This window comes from Bacteroidales bacterium, from assembly GCA_035647615.1.
In the GTDB taxonomy this organism is placed as follows: domain Bacteria; phylum Bacteroidota; class Bacteroidia; order Bacteroidales; family 4484-276; genus SABY01.
In genome coordinates, this window is the sequence record DASRND010000036.1 from 394,451 (window position 1) to 414,689 (window position 20,239).

Annotated in this window: 14 protein-coding genes; 9 read left to right on the plus strand and 5 right to left on the minus strand. The window is 47.3% G+C overall.

All coding sequences use genetic code 11. The annotated features are described in order from the left end of the window. The 5 genes from VFC92_13725 (at nucleotide 1) to VFC92_13745 (ending at nucleotide 6,469) form a co-directional block, all read left to right on the plus strand. A complete protein-coding gene (locus VFC92_13725; protein ID HZK09238.1) occupies nucleotides 1-246 on the plus strand; it encodes a hypothetical protein in 246 nt (81 codons plus the stop codon). Between the two features lie 517 nt (nucleotides 247-763). Continuing rightward, nucleotides 764-1,495 (plus strand): gliding motility-associated ABC transporter permease subunit GldF, encoded by a 732-nt coding sequence (gene gldF, locus VFC92_13730; protein HZK09239.1) that lies wholly within the window; start codon nucleotides 764-766, stop codon nucleotides 1,493-1,495. Next, the gene (gldG, locus tag VFC92_13735; protein HZK09240.1) at nucleotides 1,489-3,261 is read left to right on the plus strand and encodes a gliding motility-associated ABC transporter substrate-binding protein GldG; all 1,773 of its coding nucleotides are present in this window, start codon (nucleotides 1,489-1,491) and stop codon (nucleotides 3,259-3,261) included. Before gldF ends, gldG begins: the two co-directional genes overlap by 7 nt. A 39-nt stretch (nucleotides 3,262-3,300) precedes the next feature. Further along, nucleotides 3,301-5,349, plus strand: a complete 2,049-nt coding sequence (locus tag VFC92_13740) for a tetratricopeptide repeat protein (GenBank protein HZK09241.1) — start codon at nucleotides 3,301-3,303, stop codon at nucleotides 5,347-5,349. Between the two features lie 52 nt (nucleotides 5,350-5,401). Further along, entirely contained in the window at nucleotides 5,402-6,469 is a 1,068-nt protein-coding gene (locus tag VFC92_13745; GenBank protein HZK09242.1) for a DUF4340 domain-containing protein, read from the plus strand. 352 nt (nucleotides 6,470-6,821) lie between these two features. Here the strand turns inward: VFC92_13745 and VFC92_13750 are convergent, their stop codons facing one another. From VFC92_13750 to rpmB, 3 genes are all read right to left on the minus strand, one after another. Further along, nucleotides 6,822-9,392: a TonB-dependent receptor gene (locus VFC92_13750; protein ID HZK09243.1), complete on the minus strand. Its 2,571-nt coding sequence runs from the start codon at nucleotides 9,390-9,392 to the stop codon at nucleotides 6,822-6,824. Nucleotides 9,393-9,404: 12 nt separating this feature from the next. Continuing rightward, nucleotides 9,405-10,061 (minus strand): carboxypeptidase-like regulatory domain-containing protein, encoded by a 657-nt coding sequence (locus VFC92_13755; GenBank protein ID HZK09244.1) that lies wholly within the window; start codon nucleotides 10,059-10,061, stop codon nucleotides 9,405-9,407. Between the two features lie 166 nt (nucleotides 10,062-10,227). Next, on the minus strand, nucleotides 10,228-10,467 hold the full coding sequence (gene rpmB, locus VFC92_13760) for a 50S ribosomal protein L28 (protein ID HZK09245.1): 240 nt from the start codon (nucleotides 10,465-10,467) through the stop codon (nucleotides 10,228-10,230). Between the two features lie 193 nt (nucleotides 10,468-10,660). Here rpmB and VFC92_13765 point away from each other — a divergent pair, with 193 nt between their 5' ends. Further along, complete coding sequence (locus VFC92_13765) at nucleotides 10,661-11,680, plus strand: N-acetylmuramoyl-L-alanine amidase (protein HZK09246.1); 1,020 nt, start codon at nucleotides 10,661-10,663, stop codon at nucleotides 11,678-11,680. A gap of 49 nt (nucleotides 11,681-11,729) precedes the next feature. Here the strand turns inward: VFC92_13765 and pssA are convergent, their stop codons facing one another. Continuing rightward, nucleotides 11,730-12,464 (minus strand): CDP-diacylglycerol--serine O-phosphatidyltransferase, encoded by a 735-nt coding sequence (gene pssA, locus VFC92_13770; GenBank protein HZK09247.1) that lies wholly within the window; start codon nucleotides 12,462-12,464, stop codon nucleotides 11,730-11,732. 241 nt (nucleotides 12,465-12,705) lie between these two features. On the opposite strand from pssA, the gene VFC92_13775 reads away from it, so the two are divergent. From VFC92_13775 to VFC92_13785, 3 genes are read left to right on the plus strand one after another with little or no spacing between them, the layout of a single operon-like run. Beyond that, nucleotides 12,706-14,013 (plus strand): alginate export family protein, encoded by a 1,308-nt coding sequence (locus VFC92_13775; protein ID HZK09248.1) that lies wholly within the window; start codon nucleotides 12,706-12,708, stop codon nucleotides 14,011-14,013. Beyond that, nucleotides 14,010-14,270 (plus strand): hypothetical protein, encoded by a 261-nt coding sequence (locus tag VFC92_13780; GenBank protein ID HZK09249.1) that lies wholly within the window; start codon nucleotides 14,010-14,012, stop codon nucleotides 14,268-14,270. Before VFC92_13775 ends, VFC92_13780 begins: the two co-directional genes overlap by 4 nt. Then, nucleotides 14,270-15,487, plus strand: a complete 1,218-nt coding sequence (locus VFC92_13785) for an S-adenosylmethionine:tRNA ribosyltransferase-isomerase (GenBank protein ID HZK09250.1) — start codon at nucleotides 14,270-14,272, stop codon at nucleotides 15,485-15,487. Before VFC92_13780 ends, VFC92_13785 begins: the two co-directional genes overlap by 1 nt. Before the next feature lie 178 nt (nucleotides 15,488-15,665). Here VFC92_13785 and VFC92_13790 read toward each other — a convergent pair whose 3' ends face one another. Then, entirely contained in the window at nucleotides 15,666-20,216 is a 4,551-nt protein-coding gene (locus VFC92_13790; protein ID HZK09251.1) for a C25 family cysteine peptidase, read from the minus strand. Nucleotides 20,217-20,239 lie beyond the last annotated feature (23 nt).

Here is a 20,239-nt window from a genome sequence, read left to right on the forward strand (position 1 = left end):
ATGGAAATGATAGAAATTTTAGGATTATATGTCGGCAAAAGAGTGGACGACAAAAACCCGCTGCAGCAGGTGCTTACGCAATATGGCCACATTATCCGCACCCGGCTGGGGCTTAGTGCCACCAGTTGTGCTTACGGCATAATTCTGCTTGAGCTTTTTGGCAACAGCACGGAAATAAAAAACCTGAAAGCTGCCCTCGAAAAAATTGAAGGCTTGCAACTTCAGAATATGTCGTTCGAATCCTGATCAGTTTTTTTGTGATTAAAACAGGCAGAAGCTTGTAAAAAATATTTCGGACGAGGCTTCGGTGGCTGAGCTTGTCGAAGCCCTCGTCCGAATCTTTATCCAGAATCTGGCTTCGACTGCGCTCAACCTGCGATACTTTTAAATTTAGCTTTGGCTGGTTTTAACTACGCCCACCAACCTAAGTAGTGTCTATTCTGTAATTCCACCCCACCGGACGCAAAGCGCGTTACATTCAAAAATTCCCCACATCTGCTATTTATCTGTAATAATGAACACGTGTCCGCGTTCGCTCAACTGTATTAATTATTTAATCAGCAGTTGCTGCATCGCCCTATGGCATAGGAAAACCATAGGTTTGCAGCACAGACGTTGGACGAACAATGATTATTGGTGGAGGCTGGTGCCGTTTTTAAAATTATTTTCGCAGACGAATTAAAAGTGTGCGATTCTTCAGGCTGAATTCTAATCAGGCCAATGTAACGGCACCCGTTTTCAAAGAAAAAAGAAGAGATAAATTATGATCACATTGCTCAAAAAAGAGGTGAGTGCCTTTTTAAGTTCGTTGATCGGCTACATTGTAATCACAGTGTTTTTGCTTATCAATGGCTTGTTTCTGTGGGTTTTTGCCTCCGATTTCAACATCCCTGATTTTGGCTACGCCACTCTGGAAGGGTTGTTTATGATTGCGCCGTTTGTGTTTTTGTTTCTCATCCCGGCCATCACCATGCGGTCGTTTGCCGACGAAAAGCGTAGCGGCACCATCGAGTTGCTCTTCACCCGTCCGCTGAGCGACAACAGCATCATCCTGGCCAAATATTTTGCCGGTGTGGTATTGGTAATTTTTTCGCTTTTACCCACGCTCATCTATGCCTGGTCGGTTTATCAACTGGGCATGCCCAAAGGCAACCTCGATACCGGCGGCATGTGGGGCTCGTACATCGGACTGTTGTTTCTTGGTGCCACCTTCGTAGCCATCGGACTATTTTCATCATCGCTCACCAGCAACGTCATCGTGTCGTTTATCATCGCTGTGTTTCTGAGCCTCTTTTTTTACGTTGGTTTCGATTTTATCCACTCGCTCGAATTGTTTGGCCCGGTTGATTTATTTGTAAAATCGCTTGGCATCAACACGCATTATATCTCCATGAGCCGCGGCGTTATTGACACACGCGACCTCATTTATTTTGTGAGCATCATCACCTTTTTTATCCTTATCACGCGCATCTCACTCGAAAGCAGAAAATGGTAAAAGAAAATCATAACAACCCATCAGTTCCCAATACCCGCAAATTGCGACGCAACAATCTGACGGCGCTGGCGCTGGGGCTTATCATCATCATACTTGTCAACATCATCAGCGCGCGCATCTTCACACGTTTCGACCTGACCAGCGAGAAGCGTTTCACTTTGTCGGAAGCCACCAAAGATATGCTTGCGCAAATCGACGACCTGGTCTATTTCCGGGTCTATCTGGAAGGAGAATTTCCAGCAGGCTTTAAGAAACTGCAGCGCGAAACCATCGACATGCTCAATGAATTCAGAGCTTACAACTCCAATATAGAATACGAATTTATAAATCCGACGGCCAGCAGCAATGCTACGGAGCGGCAACGCATCTTCAGCATGTTGGTCGAAAAAGGTCTGGAACCTACCGACCTGCAAGTGAAGACCAAAGAAGGCACGTCCAGTACGATGATTTTTCCGGGTGCTATTGTTGCATTTCAGGGACGTGAGATGGCAGTTTCGTTGCTTGCCTCCCGCCGTGGTGTAGGCCCAGAAGAGGTACTGAACAGCTCCATTCAAAACCTGGAGTTTGCCCTTGCCGACGCCATTCGCAAGGTCATCAGCAATAAGCGCCCTGCGATCGCTTTTATCGAAGGGCACGGAGAACTTACCGCCGAAGAAACCGCCGACGCTTATCTGGCACTGAACGAATATTACAGCGTGCAACGCGTGCGCCTCGACGGCAAGCTCACCAGCCTCAGCGAGCGCGAAGGCTCCGACACATTAAACACACGCATCCGCAATAAATTTCAGGCTCTTATCACCGCACAACCCGACTCAGCTTTTTCTGACAAAGACAAATTTATCATCGATCAACACATCATGCGTGGCGGTCGCGTTTTGTGGCTCATCGATCCGGTGGCTGCCAGCCTCGACAGCCTGCAAACCAACCAGGAGTTTATTGCCATGGCCAAAGACCTCAACCTTACTGATCTGTTTTTCAATTATGGCTTTCGCATCAACAACAACCTGGTGATGGATCTGAGCGCCCTGCCCATTCCTGTAAAAGTAGGGCAAACTGCCGGGCAGCCCAAGTTCGATTTCTTCCCGTGGTTTTACTTCCCCATTCTGACGCCTGCCACCGATGATCCCATTGTAAAAAATCTCAACGCTATAAAAACAGAGTTTATCAGCAGCATCGATTTTGTAGAAACCACTGCCGAGCTTCAAAAAGAAGTACTCCTGACAAGCTCGCGCTACTCGCGAACGGTAAATACTCCTGTGCTCATTTCACTGGAAATGCTAGGGAAACCGGCAGACGAAAGGCTTTACAGTAAAAAATATATTCCTGTGGCAGCAAGGATAGAAGGTAAATTTAAATCGATGTACGACCAACGGATGCCACCGGAAATATTGAAAAGCAAAGAGATCGATTTCAAATCGGAAAGCCCCGCCAACAAGATGATTGTGGTGGCTGATGGCGATCTGATCCGCAACCAGATGCAACGCTCAGCGGGCAAAAACTTGCCACTGCCACTGGGCTACGACAAATATACCGGGCAACAGTTTGGCAACAAGGATTTGCTGCTCAACATGATGAACTATCTCACCGACGACTCAGGGCTGATTTCTATCCGTTCGCGTGAGCTGAAAATACGCCTCCTCGACCAGGCCAAAATAGAAAACGAACGCCTCTTCTGGCAGGTGCTCAACATCGGGCTACCCATCCTGCTGGTGCTCATTTTTGGGCTGGTGCAGGCATGGCTGAGACGCAGGCGTTACACAAAGTAGTTTGCAAAATGAATTGTTAATGCTGTTTTTTTTATTAATATGAAAACCACGACAACGAACAAATCGCGACAAGCGCAACAGCAAAAGCTTCCGGAGCCGCAAAAGCGTATCACCAAATACCTTGTGTGGGTGCCATTTGTTTTTGCTTTTGTGTTGTATGCCAACAGCATCAACAACGAGTTTGCTCTCGACGACATTCCGCAGATCACTACCCATCGCTATGTGCAGCAGGGCTGGGCGGGCATCGGCGAGCTGATAAGCACCAACTACTGGAGCGCCAGCAACGAAAATCTGGGCTATTACCGTCCGTTATCGCACGTTTCGTTTGCCATCGAAAATGCTTTGCACGGCAACAATCCGCACATCATGCATTTTATCAATGTGCTGCTTTATGCCCTTACGGGGATGGTGGTATTTTTGTTTCTATCGGCACTCTTTAGGCGCATGCCGTGGTTTGTGCTGGTGGCCACGCTGCTTTTTATGGCGCATCCGGTGCATACCGAAGTAGTGGCCAACATCAAAAGCCGCGACGAAATCCTGAGTTTTCTCAACGGCACGCTGGCACTGTGGCTTGCTTTTAATTACAGTAAAAACAAATATTTGCCGGCGCTCATCCTTTCGTGGATATTTTATTTCCTGGCACTCCTGAGCAAAGAAACCGCCATGACGACCCTGGCGCTGGTGCCATTTATGATTTATTTTTTCACACCCAAAAAAGCCGGTCGCATAGCAAGCATCACCTTGTCGTTTGTGATCGTCTCTGGACTGTTCTTAATTTTGAAATACGCTCTCATCGGCACTTTGTCCGGCAACCCGCCCAATGAAATCAACGTGTATCCTTATCAGGAAACGGCTGTGCGTATCCCCACCACACTTTACATCTTCGGCATGTACCTGTGGCGGCTTGTCGTTCCGGTGCGCTTACTTTACGACTATTCGTACAACCAGATTCCGGCAGCTACCTGGGCAAGTCCTGTTGTGTGGCTGAGTTTGCTCATTGCGATAACGCTAATCGTAATTGCTTTTAAAAGATTAAAACGAAGAAACATCATCTCCTTCTCCATCTTTTATTTTGGAATCACCCTTTCGGTGGGATTGGCTTTTGTGCTCTTGCGCGGCGGCATAATGGCAGAGCGTTTTTTGTATGCGCCGGTGCTGGGCTTTTCGTTGGCGGTGACTTATCTGCTGTTTAAACTTTTACCACGCGATGCCAAAACAAAAACGATTATCTACGATTTCCGACCAATGGCTTCCAAAGTGATGGCTGCGTCGCTGTTGCTGCTCCTGGTGTTTTACAGCGTCCGCACCATTGCCCGCAACCCTGACTGGAAAAACAACTTCACGCTTTTTACCCATGATGTTCGTTACGGAAGTAACAGCGCTTTGCTCACCAAACACTATGGCAGCGAACTCATCAACCAGTCAGTGGCCGCCACCGATCAGGCAGAGAAAGACTCGTTGATGCAACGCGGCATTGCAAAGGTGGAGCAATCATTAAAAATCAATCCTGCTTTCAGCGAAGCGTGGTTCAAGCTCGGATATGCGTATTATCAGCTACGTGATTACGAAAAGTCGATTTCTTGTTATAAAAAGACAAATCAAAACAACTCGATGAACTTGTCGAATATGGCGCTGGCTTATTATATGAAAGGGGAGCATGGCGAGGCTTTGCGGCTGCTGAACCGCTCGCTGGAGCTTGACCCACATAATAGCACCGCCCGCAGCAACCTGCCGCTGGTGGAGCGTGCCTTCGACCAGAAATTGCAGATGCTCAAACGAAATCCTTCCGACGACCCACAGCATCATTACGAGCTGGGCAACCTGCTCATCGACATGAAAAACTACCCGGAGGCGCTGGTGCAATTTCGCCAGGCTGCCGATCTGAAACCCGATTTCATAGCAGCGCTCATCCAGTTGGGAAATACGTATTATGCGCTACAGGATTACAACAATGCCATTATTGCTTTCCGCGAGGTAATTCAACAAGAACCCGACAACAGTGAAGCTCGCAGCAAGCTCAGCCATCTTTATGGGTTAATTGGCAACGCAAAAATGCAGCAGTACTACAGCCAAAGTCCGTCCAGGTAGCAAACAGCAGATTAATAATGAAAAGATTTTAATAAAAAAGATACTGATAAGCATGAAAAGAAACAAGATATTAATCATCATCGCAGTGGTGCTGGCCGCAGCAGCGATAATATTAATCTTCCAAAACCGAAGAAACACGTTGCGAACGGATCGGGTAGAATTTGCCATCAACGACACCAGTAGCGTGACGAAAATTTATATGGCCGATATGCAAGGCAACGAGGTGCTGCTGAAAAAAGAAACGCCATCGCACTGGACCCTCAACGACAGCATGACAGCCCGAATTGATGGTGTAGAAATGCTGCTGAACACCATGTCAAGGCTGGCTGTAAAAGCTCCCGTGCCACGCGCCAGTTACAACACGGTGATAAAACGCCTGGCGTCCACCTCGATAAAAGTGGAGATTTATCAACAGAAATATCGCATCAAACTTTTTAACCGCATCAAATGGTTTCCGCACGAAAAACTTGTCCGTACCTATTACGTGGGAAGTTCCACGCCCGACAACCAGGGATCGTTCATGCTCAAAGAAGGCAGCGACACGCCTTTTGTGGTGTACCTGCCAGGGCTCAGAGGTTACGTTTCGGCACGCTATACCGCCTTTGCCAGCGACTGGCGCGACCACTCCATCTTTGCTAAAAACCCTGCGGAAATTCGTAAGATAAAACTGGATTTCTTTCAGGAACCCGACCAATCTTATACGCTCGAAAAGCCTAGCGCCAGCGAAGTAATATTAACACCTGCCGCTAGTGGGAAGCCTCTCGACAACTTTGACACTACACGCGTCATTGAGTTTTTCAATGCTTTTCGCAATATCCGTTTCGAGGCAGCCTTCGAAAACATCACCAAAAGTTACAAAGATTCCATCCTGCAGCAACCACCTGTGCACCGGATTACCATAACCGACACCACCGGCAACAGCCGCACCATCACCACCTACCGTCGCGATAATCTGAATTTGCAGGAAGACTTCGACGGCAATCTGCTGCCCTACGACATCGACCGCCTTTATGCCCTGCTGCCCGAAGGCAACGATCTGGTGATCATACAATATTTCGTGTTCGATCCCATCACCAGACCGCTCGACTGGTTTAGAGGGGAAGACGAAGAAAGTAGGTAGTAGGTATTAAGTAGAGAGGAATGACGATGCACAATGGATGAATGACGATGGACGGTTTTCGAGCATGAAAAATAATTGGCGCCAATTCGCTTAATTGGTGATAATTCGTGGAAAAAGTAGAAAAAAGTTGGTTATAAATTTCTCTCGGCTTTCGCCAAATAAACCCTCAGAGGTAAAGTAGATTTTCCTCCCCGCCATTTTATGACGATAAAAGATTTTTGATTTCCCTCTGTTGCCTGTGGTGAAGAATAATTTGGCTTTTCTCTGCGCCTACGCGTCTCTGCGGTAAATCTGATTTCTTGTATTTCTCCGCGCCTCTGTGGCTTTGTGGTGAGAAAGCAAGCGGCATTCCCTAAAACTGCACAACAAGTTTCAGGTTTATCTGGCGAGGTGTGAGGAAATTAGGTACAGCATATTTGCGCCCCGAAACGTCGGTAATCCAGAGATAAGAAATTGTATTGTTGACCTGCAGGAGGTTAAAAATCTCCAAACTCAGCCACATCGACTTCAGATGCCCCAGCGGATTTCCTTCTTTAAAACTCGTATGACTGCCGATGAGCTGCTTTGAAAAGCCGATATCGACACGGCGATAGGAAGGCATTCGGAATACCTGCTGGTAGCGTTGCGACTTAGGCGGTCCAAACGGCAGGCTGGTGCCAAAATATAAAGCCAGATGCATTTTGTAGGTAGGATTCATTGGCAGGTAATCCTGGAAAAACATACTGAACCTTACGCGCTGGTCAGTAGGACGAGGGATATAACCCGGCTCCACCTTTTCATTTACATACGCTTCAGGGTTGGGTATCGAGCCTGTCCCCGACTCTTCGCCCTCTGCGTTAAAATATTGATAATAAAAATCACCATAAATATCTTCCTGTGTCTTCATCACCGAAAGGCTTGCCCACGATTCGATGCCGGGCACAAACTCCCCGTTTATTTTCACATCAATACCCGTAGCATATCCGCGGGCGCGCTCGTTGGCGTAATAGCGAATGCGCACATTGTCCACCTCGTAAGGGATCAGATCATCAAGGAATTTATAATAAACTTCAGTAACAAACTTAAACGGGCGTCCCCAGATGGTAAGGTTCCAGTCGGCGCCGCCCACCAGATGGATCGACTTCTGGGCTTTTTGCCCTTCCACTATCTGACCATCAAAATTGCGCAGCTCCCGGTAAAAGGCCGGCTGATAATAATATCCGGCAGCCAGCCGGAACAAAATATCGTGTGTCCATTTGGGATGGTACGAAAGCGAAGCCCTCGGACTTACCAAAAACTCCTCGCTATAGTCCCAATACTGGCTGCGCACCCCGGCAGTGACGGCAAAGTCGCGGCGGTTGTTGCCCAGATTCCAGGTATTTTGTATGAATCCGCTGTAGCGATTCGACGACAATTTTACATCCGAAGAGGCAAAGAAATTCATCGTCAGCGGCGTCAAAGGCTGGAAAGGCGCTCCGATATCGTTGGGCGGATGCGGCAGAGTAAAGCCGGCCGAGTCGATGAGTTCCCATTCATGCAATGCATCATCGATAATTTCGTGCTGGTATTTAACGCCCCAGGTAAGATAATTGGAAGCCGACTCCCAGGAGCCACGGTGCTCGGCAGTCATCACGGTTGCGTTGAGGTAGTTGCGGGCATGATTCAGAAACGTCCCAACCCCATCGGTGCTCACCACATCGCCAAAGTCACTTTGGCCCAATCCGGACTGCACACGCCCGATCCAGTATTGTCCCTGGATGTCGAAGGTCTCGCTTTCGTCGCTGTTAAAGGCAGAGGTGATAAAATTGAGTTGGGTTTGTTTAGTGGGATTGTAAATAAGTTTGAGCGCTCCCATGTAGGTTTTGTACTGGTCAGTTTCGCGGCCATCGAAATAAACCGTGAGCCGCTTGGCCTCGCTGATGGTTCCGAAATTTGTTTCGCGCGTAGTGGGAACCAGCTCAAACTTATTATCGGCATAATTGCCCAAAAATGACAGCTCCAACTTTTCGCTCAACTGATAGCGCAAAAGCGTTTGCACATCAAAAAACACAGGCTGGTAATCTCCTTTGGTCTCCAGGCCTTTCAACACATACTGGTTGCTTTTGTACCGTACGCCGGCCAGATACGAAAACCGGTTTGACTTATCGACACCTTCCAGATGTGCCGTAGCTCCCAGCAAGCTGGCTGTTACCGAGCCACCAAACTCCTGCGGGCGCTTGTATTTTATATCCAGCGCCGACGACATCTTGTCGCCATACCTGGCATCGAAACCACCTGCCGAAAAAAGTATGGAAGCCGTCAGGTCGGAGTTAAGGAAACTCATTCCCTCCTGCTGTCCTGAGCGAATAAGAAAAGGGCGGTAAATCTCTATACCATTTACATACACAAGGTTTTCGTCGAAGTTGCCACCGCGCACCGAATACTGTGAACTCAGTTCATTGTTACTGGCTACGCCGGGCAGGGTTTTTATCAACGACTCCACACTGCCTGTCACGCTGGGAATCACCGTTACTCCTTTGGGATCGATGCGTTGCAGATTGGTATTGCGGATGCGTTCATCCTGTATGGTGATATCGGGGAGCATCTCGGCCGATGGCACCAGGGTAATATTTATCGTCAGGCTTTCACCGGGCGAAAGACGTGCTTTTTTTTCTGAAGATTCAAAACCAACAAAAGAAAAGATGATGCGCAGCTCTTCGTTTGCCGGAACACGCAGCGTGTAATCACCGCGCTGGTCGGTTGCCGTTCCACCCGGCAAGCCAAATATCGAAACGTTAACAAGCTCCAGTGGCCGACCCTTTTCGTTGGTCACCTTTCCCTGCAAGGTAGCCTGCGTCCCGGTTTGTGCCATTAATCCAAAAGATGCAATGCAGAGCATCAACAAGCTCATTAATTTGATGAGCTTGCTATTACAATGCTTAGGGGTAGCTATCCAAAGGTTCATGTAGAGATTGTATTAATACTTGTCGTCCTTTTGTTTTTTGAACTTTCCTTCTTTCCAGGCTTTGATAAAAGCTGCCCAGGCAAAAGGATTCATCACGCTGATAGGCTGAGTCTGCCCAATATAATAGAGTTTGCTGGTCTCACGGCCGATGTAATTTTTGTAATTCAAACTTCCATCCATCTTATAGCTTTCCACACGGTAGCGCATTTCGGCGCGGTCCAGGTTTTTGCGGGCTATTTCTAAATCGTCGTCGGGAATGTCGAGATTAACAAAGGCTTCCTTAAAATCTTCGACGGTAGGCCAGGGATAAATGATGGTTGGCTCCAGCAGGATGGTGTCTGCATCCATTACATGTATCAATGAATAGCGGTCGCGGGAAATGCTATCGGGGATCACATAATAGCTCCCCTTGAAACCGATTGCTGAAAACTGCACCGTATCCGATTTCATGGCCACAAATGAGAAATAGCCATAATAATCGGTAATGGTTCCGCGGCGCGAATTTTTGATGAGGATAGTAGCAAAGGACACCGGATTGAGGCTGTCGGCTGTCACCACCACGCCCGAGAATTGTATCAGTCGTTTGTTGGGATCGGCATTTTGTGAAAACCCATCTACATGCACAAGAAGCGTAAGGAGCAGCACATACAGAAGGGTTTTTGTTGCCATTAGAATTTACTGTGGATTTGTTATCCGGAAATTATAAATCTTACAAACGGCACGGCCTGTTATTTATTTTTGATGCCATCAGACCTTTGGGGTATTATAAAAAAAGCCGTTGCGTATCAGGATAGCAACAGCTCATGTTGTGTAAGTTTTTAGTACTACCTGTGGTTTACACCAGACAGGTGCCTTTTTCGCGGTACTCTTTCAGCACAGAGTCAACTCCGTTTTTATTGATGGTTCTCAATATAGAAGTTGTAATATTGATCGTGACCCAACGATTCTCTTCAACAAGAAAGAGTCTTTTCTTTTGGAGGTTTGGGTAAAATCTTCTCTTTGACTTACGGTTCGAGTGGGAAACCTTATTGCCAACCATCATTCTTGTTCCTGTAATATCACATTTACGTGCCATTGTATTCTATTTTATCGGGTTACTTTCCAAAAAGGGGTGCAAAGAACGCTTTAATTTTTTAATTGACAAAGCAAACCATACAATTTTTTGATAAAATGATAACTTACAACAAGTTGTTGAAGAAAATTTCAGCACTGAAGCGCAGAGCCGGTGCGGATTGTTAATTTTGCATTTCTGAACAAGATTGCAGCGCATGAAAAAAGATGTAAGTAAAATCCGAATAATACCACTCCTTCTGTTGATGTTTTTGATGGTTGCCTCGAGTGCCACAGCGCAGGAATATAAAAAGGTGACTCCCGAAAAGGGAGAAGGCATCTTTGGAATGTTGCGCCGCTACAACCTGGAGCCCAATGATTATTTTGATGCTTTTATCGAACTCAACAAAAAAAATCTTGGAGATGACCTGCTGCTAAAAACAGGACAAAATTATCTTTTGCCCATTCAGATCGAAGACGCAGAGGGAAACCCAATAGAATCGGGAGTTTTTCCAATATTCGGCCCTAAATATCAACGGGTAGATTTTAAAGACAACATCTTGCAGGGTGCTGTTTTTTATATCGTTTCGGGTCATGGCGGTCCCGATCCGGGCGCCATGGGGCGCAGTGGCGGGCATGTATTATGCGAAGACGAGTATGCTTACGATATCGGGCTGCGTCTGGCACGCAACCTGCTCGAGCACAACGCTACCGTCTACATCATCACCCGCGATCCCGACGATGGCATTAGAGACGACCGCTATCTGAAATGCGACAAGGACGAATATTGCTGGCCTGATGAAGAGATTCCACTCAACCAGACACGCCGCCTAAAACAACGGGTTGATGCCATCAATGCGCTGGCTAAAAAATATGGCGGACAATACCAACGCACCATAGAGCTGCATGTCGATTCGCGTTACGAAGAGCACAATGTCGACATTTTCTTTTATCACCATCCCAACAGCAGACGCGGCCAGGAACTCAACAATACCCTCTTCACCACCATCAAAGAGATGTACGAACGCCATCAGCCCGGACGCGGCTACAAAGGTTCCATCAGTGGGCGGCGTCTTTACATGTTGCGATACGCCAACCCTGTGTCGACTTATATCGAACTGGGTAACATCAACCATCCGCGCGATCAGAAACGCCTGCTCGAGGTGAGCAACCGGCAGGCCATTGCAAATTGGCTTACACTGGGATTGCTGAAAGATTATGCTAATTCGAAGAAGTAAGGTCGCAGGCGGCAGTTCTCAGTTCTCAGGCAAGGTCATTATTTCAATTTCAATTAATAACACTTTGCTGTGGCCTATAGAAAAACAGCGACATGAGTAGATAAAGCACGATGATGAGTGGCAAGGCATAAGCTAAGATGGTGATGACAAGCAAGACAGCGAACGCTGCGAAAACATACCGCAGTTGGTTGGCCTGCCAACTCAGATTTTTCAGCTTGAGCGAAAACAAAGGTATTGGTGCTACCATTAGCCACGAGAAAACGATGGCCAATACGAGTAGCAACCAATAGTTGTCGAGGAATCCCAGTAACATCGTATGATCGCGGGAAATGGCCTGTGCGGCAACCAATGGCAGCGAAGCAAAAAATAGTGCATTAGCAGGAGTGGGCAATCCAATAAAACCTTCTTTTTGTGTCGGATCAATATTGAACTTTGCCAGACGTAGTGCCGAAAATGCCGGAATTAGAAAAGCGGCAAAGAGCATCACTTCCAACCCTCCAACAGTAACAGCAGGCATGTTTGAAGCTGCCATCATTATTTGATAAAGGATAAAAGCAGGCGCCAGCCCAAAGCTGATGAGGTCGGCAAGTGAATCGAGCTGAATTCCGATGTTGCTCCTGGCATTCAGCAGGCGCGCCAACATGCCATCCATAAAATCGAAAACCGCAGCCAGGGCAATAAAATAAGCTGCCGCCACCAGCGCCTGATTAAAACTCAGAACAATGGCAATAACACCACTGGTGAGGTTGAGCAGCGTTACAAAGTTGGGAATGTGTTTTTTCATAGCGATAATTAGGGCGTAAAAATAACCAATTCGCGGGAAAAGAGAGATGAGAGGTCAGAAATGAGAGGTGAGCAGTGTTATTTTCTTGAATGTTGTGGACTTGTCCAGCCCTGTCAGGGTTACGAAATGTGAAGATTTTTTATCCGGAGAGCCATACAGAATCTTCTCCTCTCCTGTTCCCAAATTTATCAGGATATTTGCAGCACCACAATTGAAGTAATTGGTATTAATAAAACAGACGATGAAAAAAGTCTTAATCATTGTTGCACTCATCTTAGCGGCAAGTTACGCCCAAGCCCAATTTAGCATTTCAGCACAATTGCGCACCCGCGCCGAAATGGATCGCGGCATTGTGAAGCCCATCCACGACACTATGAGCACCTTTTATTATGTAACCCAACGCACGCGTCTCAGCTTCGATTACAACCAGCCCAAATATCAAATGCGCTTTACACTGCAGGATGTACGCGTGTGGGGCGATGGAAATGTCTATTCACAAACGGGATTATTTGCCGCCACCAACAGCCTCAACGTGCACGAAGCCTGGTTTAAGATACGCTTTGGCCAATACAGCGACATCACTATCGGACGGCAGGAGCTCAAATACGACGACCAACGCCTGATTGCCTTGCGCAACTGGAATCAATACGGCATTAGCTATGATGCCGCCATTTTTAATTATCTAAAAAATGATTTTGAAATAAACGCCGGGGTGTCCTACAACAACGAGATGAATCAGAAGAGCGGAAAACCAGTTTTTGAAAATGACCTTTATGATGCAAATAACCTGATGAAAACCCTGAGCTTTTTGCGCATCCATCGCAAATTAAGCGAGGCTGTTTCTGCCTCAGTTATTATTACGGCAGCCGGCTATCAGAAGTCAGCCGATTCTCGCATCCTCTATCTCATGCCGACCGGAGGGCTTTGGCTGGGCATTAACAGTGGCATCTTCGAAGCCACTATCAACGCTTATTACCAAACCGGCCGTGCACAATCGGGCAAAGAAGTAAGCGCCTTTATGCTGACGGCAAATCCGGGGGTTCACATCGGCAAATTCCGCCTGGGCGCCGGTATTGATTATGTTTCGGGCGACGATGCTTCGGATAAGAATTATGACAAAAAAGAAAAAACCTTCAACCAAATGTACGGCACAGTGTTCTCATACTTTGGCTGGATGAATCTATATTCGTACATGAAATCATCCACGGCCAATGGCGGAATGATCGACTTTTATCCCAACATCGAAATGAATTTTAATACAAAACATACAGCGCGTGCATATTTCCACTTTTTTAATCTTGCCAACAACGTGATGATCGAGGACCAAATGATCGACAATAAAAATCTGGGACAGGAGCTCGATCTGATGTACATTTATAAATACAATTCCGATCTGATGCTACAGGCAGGATTCTCCTATTATTTTACAACGGACACCTTTGAACGCGTCAAAAAATACGACGTTGGGCATACGCAGGCGCCGCTATGGAGCTATGTGATGCTCACTTTTAAACCCACATTATTTACTACCAAAAGCAATAAGCAATGAAATCACTGTTGCGTAAAAATGAATTTCTTGCCCTATCAAAGCCTGAGCAGGCGCGCCTCCTGATAAATGATGGTGAAGAACTGATGGGTCGCATTTTTGCTTTTTACAGCATAAAACTGTTCAAATATTCCGATTTTTTTGTAGAGACCTGGTACAAGCAAGGTCCCAACACCATCGATAAAGTAGTGATTGTAGATGGTGACGATGTGGTACATCTTTACGACAAAAAAATCGACATCTCAGATCTTTTCCGCTAATGCCAGATACATCATTTCTCTCGCACATCCACATCGACGATTACGACTATCCGCTGCCCACCGAGCGCATCGCTAAATTTCCCCTACCCGACCGCGACGCCTCCAAATTGCTGATACACCGCGATGGCCAAATTTCTGAAGATCATTTTTATCACGTTGCCCAATATCTTCCCTCGGATTCGCTGTTGGTTCTTAATAATACGCGTGTGGTGAGGGCACGCCTGAATTTCCATAAGTCGACCGGTGCAGCCATCGAAATATTTTGCCTGGAGCCGGTGCATCCGGTTGCCGAAATACAAATGGCTTTTGCTCAAAAAAGGCAGTCAGTCTGGAAATGTTTGGTAGGAAATGCCCGTCGCTGGAAAGATGAGACGCTGCGCCTGGAGTTGGCTCATTCAAATGGCAACGTAATACTTGAAGCTGAAAAACAAGGTCGCGATGGGGATGCATTTCTGATTTTATTAAAATGGCAGCCTGAGGAGCTCACTTTTTCGGAGGTGCTGGATCTGGCAGGACAAGTGCCGCTGCCGCCTTATCTCAATCGCGAGGCCGTTAGCAGCGACGCACAGACTTACCAAACGGTTTATGCCCAGCACGACGGCTCAGTGGCCGCTCCTACGGCGGGGCTTCATTTTACCGAGGCTGTCTTTGAGCAGCTTGCCGCAAAAAATATCGCCACAAGCCACCTGACACTTCATGTGGGCGCCGGTACTTTTAAGCCTGTCGGGCAGGAGGGAATCGCCCGCCACCAGATGCATACGGAGCAGTTAATCATTTCCCGGCAATTGATAGAAACAGTGCTTTCGCAAAATGGAAAAATCATCGCAGTAGGCACAACTTCGGTGCGCACACTCGAAAGTTTGTACTGGCATGGCGTACAACTCATTCATAATCCCGAAGCTCCTTTTTATGTTTCTCAATACGATCCTTATCAAAATTTCCCAGAGGTATCAGTCCTTCAAGCCTTGACGGCTATAGCCGATGCCATGGATCGCCGGCAATCGCCACTGCTCTCCGGCACAACGCAGTTGCTCATTGCTCCGGGCTATCGTTTCAAAATTATCGATGGAATGATTACCAATTTTCATCAACCACGCAGTACGCTGCTACTCCTCATAGCCGCCTGGCTGGGGATAAAATGGGAAGAAATCTATCAATACGCACTCGATCACGAGTTCCGCTTTCTGAGCTACGGCGACAGTTGCTTGTTTTTGTAATTGATTTGAGTGACAATAGGAAAATTTTTTCACAGTGTTACTCTGTGTAAATCCACTGTGTTACACTGTGTAATTTTCATGATTCCGCTTATTTCACAGTTTTCTGAAAAGATGCATAAAAAAACCCCGACAATCCAAAAGGACGCCGGGGCTCATCATGAAAAAACTAAACTCAAATTTATTTAATAACCACTTTGCGGATAGTCACATTTTGATCAGTTTGCACGCGAAGATAATAAATCCCTGCAGAATATCCGGAGATGTCAAGCTGCTGTGCAGCAAATCCTGACAATTTCCCAATTTCATGACTATAAACCGCACTGCCCTGGTAGTTGAGCAGCTTGTAGCTCACCGAGGTGGCAGCGCCAGTAATATTGATATTGAGAACAGTCGAAGCGGGGTTGGGATAAACTGCCAAACGGAAAGCATTGCCCAGTTCGTCGAGATTAACACAAGGATCGAAAATGACAGTGATGTCATCTTCGCCTACACAACCGTTGATGTTGGTTACCTTCAATGTATAGATGATGGTTCCGATTCCTATGCCGGTGGTATCCACTTCGATAACCGGGGTGGTGTATCCGCCGGGAGTCCACAGGTAGCTAACAGCACCTGCGGTAGTGCCGTCGATCACTGCGGTATGGTTTGCACAAACGGTGATATCGTCGCCCAGATCAACCATAGGTAATTCAAATACGGTAACGGTCACCTGATCGGTGATGATATTGTCGCCATCATCTATGGAAACGGTGTAGGTGGTAGTAACGTCGGGAGTAGCAACAGGATTCATGGCATTGGGATCGTTAAGCGAAGCAGCCGGTGACCAGGTGCACTGGTAGGTGCCGGTACCACCTGAAACAATGGCTTGCAACAATGATGATTCTCCGGCACAAATCTCTTCCGGAGAAGCAGAAACAGTACAGGTAAGAGCACCTTTAGATACAAAACTTGCTACCCATCCGGCTTTTGTCACAGAAACGTCGGAAGTGAACACAAAGGTAATGGCACCGCTTGCATGCGTAGAAGTGAGTGTGCCCGGACTAATGGTTCCGGTAAATGGGCTACCCGCAAATTCAGGAGCGCTCACAGTTGGACCATTATAGGCACGCAGCTTATCGTAGTTGTTTTCAATTTCAAAAGCTGTAAAGGTGAACTCCATATGTTGTCCCGGCACAACCGGCGTAAATGTCATCGTGTAATTTTCGTTGCTGCTGTATGGAGCATTGGGACCACCCGAATCGTAGAACATTCCATTGGTAACGGTTACCGTGCCGTTGCTCATAAAATATTCAGGCCCGCCGGTAGTAAACGACCAAACCGGACAATCTTCAGCCTGACCATTGGCATTCTTGGGAATCACTTTCCAGTAATAAGTTGTGTTGGGTTGCATGGTGGGTTGATAAGCAGTAACAGACACTGTTGCTACAAAAGCCGGATTGGCAGTAACGCCAAAATAGACATCAAATTCAAGGGCGTCATAAGAAGCCCATTGAAGCCCTGATGCAACGCCCACATTTGTGGCGCCGTCAGCAGGTTGCGGTTCAGAAGCGCACTCAGGTGTGCCGGAGATGTCCTGGCAACTTATCGCAGCTTCCCACCCTGATTTGGTTACAGAGTAATCTGAATGAAATTTGAAAGTCAATGCACCAGTGGCATTCAAGCCTACAACGGTGCCGGGACCAGTAGTACCGCTGAAAGGGCTGCCCGAAACCAGTGGAGCCGAAGTACTGTTGCCGTTGTAAATGTATAAAAAGTCGTAATTGTTTTCTGTCTCGAAAGATAGGAACTCCGCTTTGATCACAGCATCTGTGGTAGCTGGCAGGAAAGTCATCACATAATCTTCGCTGCTGCCATACTGACCATTAGGGCCACCTGAATCATAGAATAAACCTACGCACGTGGTCACAGTTTCATTTGTCATAAAGTATTCCGGAATCAAACCGATAACAACCGTGATCATCTGGTCAGCTGTGTAAAGTCCCGATGGGCCGGCAGTGGCATCCAGATCAACATTTACAGGCCATCCGATGGTTGAACCGGCGTCGGCGGTGACGCTGATAGCAATTTGTGCTGAAGTGCCTGCTGCCATAGAGGCAACGTTGACAGTCTGCGAGTTGATTACAAGCAAGGGGTCGTTGGAAGCAATGGCAATATTGATGTTGCTGATGGCGCTGTGTCCGGTATTGGAAACGTCAAGTTTTATCAATCCGGTTTCGCCCGGATCGAGGATTCCGTCGCCATTACCACTTTGTGAATCATCAATTACAAAATCTTCAGAGATTTTTACTACCGGTGCTTGTATGGTGATAAAAAGGTTGGATGTCCAGGTGGCACTGCCATCGGTAACCTGCATCTCAAAGAGAGCTTTGTGCTGGTCCGGAACGAAATTATCGATGCTAAAGCTGTAGGCATTGGCAACCGTAGCGGTTTGTCCGTTTACAATCGAGCCAAAAGTTTGTGAAGCACTGCTGGTAAGTGTAATATATTCGTCGGAGCCGGTGACGGTAGCAGTTACGTTAGCCGAAGGATCGGCACCAACATTTTTCAGTGTTACGTTCAGGCTGATGTTTTCGCCGTAATCGGCCATACCGTTGTTGTTTCCGGAGGCATCGTTGATGGTATAACTGTCGAGTACTACATACGGGCCTTCGAGAGCTGCGGCGGGAACCTGCACCATGTAAGGTTTGTATTGGGGTTTGGTAACCACGATGTCAACCAATCCTGAAGAAAGCACAGGAGTGAGTGGCACTTCTACCACACCGGCTGCATCTACAAGCGCCGATCCATGCAACACACCATCTTTTGAAATACCAACATAAGAACCAGGCTCGGCGATAACTTCGTAATATTCGAGACCGATGGGCAGAATGGGCATGTGCGAAACATTGTTATCGGCGCCTTCGGTATAGAATGGCACCAGTGAAGGATCGCCCAATACGTTGTAGGCCTGCCAGTAATAAAGCGGGCTGCTGTGGCTGGGATAATTCTGAATGTGAACTTCGGTAACGGCAAGGTTGCCCACCAAAACGGTTCCTCCGGTAGTTACATAATCACCGTTGAAAGGGGCATCGAACGAACCCCAGGTGGTTTCCTCGAAGGTAGGAACATAGCCATTGTTGTTGCCCTGGAGGGGGAAAGCTCCCACAGCCCAGTAAAAGTCCTCGAACCAGTAGCTGCTGGGCGAAGAGCCGATGTAAGCTACCGAGCCTTTGTTGATGCCGCGCTGCCAGGTCTCACCCATACATTCGGTATAACCGAAGTCGGCTGCCAGACAGCAGTTGCCCACGGCCACAGGATATTTCCCGTTATTAACAAAAGCATTTACTGCGCTTTGCGACAGGCTGGGATCGCCCCAGGAAGTCTCACTACAGTGTGCGGTGTAATTGATCATCGCAACAGCAATCTTTTCAGGACTATAACAGCCGGTGTAGGGGCTGGTGGGAAAAGCATTAACATTTGCAAAACCATGGGCAGCGTTAAAATAGTTCCCGGTACCATAGGCAACAGTAGCCTGGCCAATCCGTGGGTTCCAGGTACCATCGGCACCGGCGATCAGCGTAATATCGTTGAGATAGCCGGGATCGGTAAATTCATACTTTTCGTAATAAAGTGTTTTGGCAATCTGCGTAAGCAACTGCGCTGAGTTAGTGGCCGAAAACCTTCCGTAATACATCTCCGGGAAGTAGTCGCCATCGACGCTGGCATAATACAAGTCGGTCATTCTCCCGGAGGATGAGCCTTGGGTAGACGCTAACTGTGGGGTGTCGCCAACGAGCAAAACAAAACTTGGCGCCGGGTCGGTAGGCGTTCCTGCATTGTATTGGGCGTGAATCCAGGTTTGGATGGCTGAATAGGAAGTCCCGATAACGTCGGTATAGGCTGTAATTACTTCAAAACCTTTCATGGTTTTCCATTCGATGAAAGTCTGCAGTTCGCTCTCGAACATGCGCGGGGCAACGATCAGATATTTCACCGGATATTTGGTAAGGTCAGGATGATTGGGATAACCGCTGCCGCCCAGCGTATTGATGAGGCTCTGGTGAACGACATCAAAATAAGGTGAATAAGTCGATGCTTTTACATACTCCGTCAACGCCTGGTCAACATTATCAAAAGTAACTTCTACTTCCACGTCGTTATAAACGCGGATGATGCCTTTTACAGGATTATAATTCACAGGAGCTACGGTAACGCGGGCAATGCGATAGCCGCGCAACACGCCAAGCACTTCTACTGATGCCAGCTCGGGGCTGATAAAATGATCTTTCTGATAAAGTTTTTCATCGTATTCAAAGGGAACATCCGAGGCTTCCTGATCTTTGCGCAGCGAAGGCTGCACCGGCATAATGGGGCTTGCAAGACCATAGTCGGCAAGCTGATACTCGGTTACCGAAAAACTTTTGACTTTTACCGATACTTCGGCACCAAAGGGTATCTCGATAAGTTTTTTGAAAGCAGGCAACTTAGGCGTACCCAAGGTACCCACCGCATAAGCGCCGGGAATAAATAGTTCGCTAAAAGCGCCACGATCGGTCTCCACATTGAGGCTATTGAGACCTTTTAAAGTGAAAGTAGCATCGAGCTGATTCATATTATCGGTGCCCACCTGCACCTCAGAAGCCTTCCGGTCGAAGTCGATGGCAAAGCTCTGTGCCTGCATCTGAAGGCTAAAAAATAATCCTGTAGCAAAAAGGGTGATTGCCAGGATTTGCATTGTAAATCTTTTCATAATAAAATTGAGATTTAAAATAT

Bases quoted from the DNA above. Each gene is read 5' to 3' on its own strand.
- VFC92_13725 (HZK09238.1), top strand. From the start codon at position 1: ATGGAAATGATAGAAATTTTAGGATTATATGTCGGCAAAAGAGTGGAC.
- gldF (HZK09239.1), top strand. From the start codon at position 764: ATGATCACATTGCTCAAAAAAGAGGTGAGTGCCTTTTTAAGTTCGTTG.
- gldG (HZK09240.1), top strand. From the start codon at position 1,489: ATGGTAAAAGAAAATCATAACAACCCATCAGTTCCCAATACCCGCAAA.
- VFC92_13740 (HZK09241.1), top strand. From the start codon at position 3,301: ATGAAAACCACGACAACGAACAAATCGCGACAAGCGCAACAGCAAAAG.
- VFC92_13745 (HZK09242.1), top strand. From the start codon at position 5,402: ATGAAAAGAAACAAGATATTAATCATCATCGCAGTGGTGCTGGCCGCA.
- VFC92_13750 (HZK09243.1), bottom strand. From the start codon at position 9,392: ATGAACCTTTGGATAGCTACCCCTAAGCATTGTAATAGCAAGCTCATC.
- VFC92_13755 (HZK09244.1), bottom strand. From the start codon at position 10,061: ATGGCAACAAAAACCCTTCTGTATGTGCTGCTCCTTACGCTTCTTGTG.
- rpmB (HZK09245.1), bottom strand. From the start codon at position 10,467: ATGGCACGTAAATGTGATATTACAGGAACAAGAATGATGGTTGGCAAT.
- VFC92_13765 (HZK09246.1), top strand. From the start codon at position 10,661: ATGAAAAAAGATGTAAGTAAAATCCGAATAATACCACTCCTTCTGTTG.
- pssA (HZK09247.1), bottom strand. From the start codon at position 12,464: ATGAAAAAACACATTCCCAACTTTGTAACGCTGCTCAACCTCACCAGT.
- VFC92_13775 (HZK09248.1), top strand. From the start codon at position 12,706: ATGAAAAAAGTCTTAATCATTGTTGCACTCATCTTAGCGGCAAGTTAC.
- VFC92_13780 (HZK09249.1), top strand. From the start codon at position 14,010: ATGAAATCACTGTTGCGTAAAAATGAATTTCTTGCCCTATCAAAGCCT.
- VFC92_13785 (HZK09250.1), top strand. From the start codon at position 14,270: ATGCCAGATACATCATTTCTCTCGCACATCCACATCGACGATTACGAC.
- VFC92_13790 (HZK09251.1), bottom strand. From the start codon at position 20,216: ATGAAAAGATTTACAATGCAAATCCTGGCAATCACCCTTTTTGCTACA.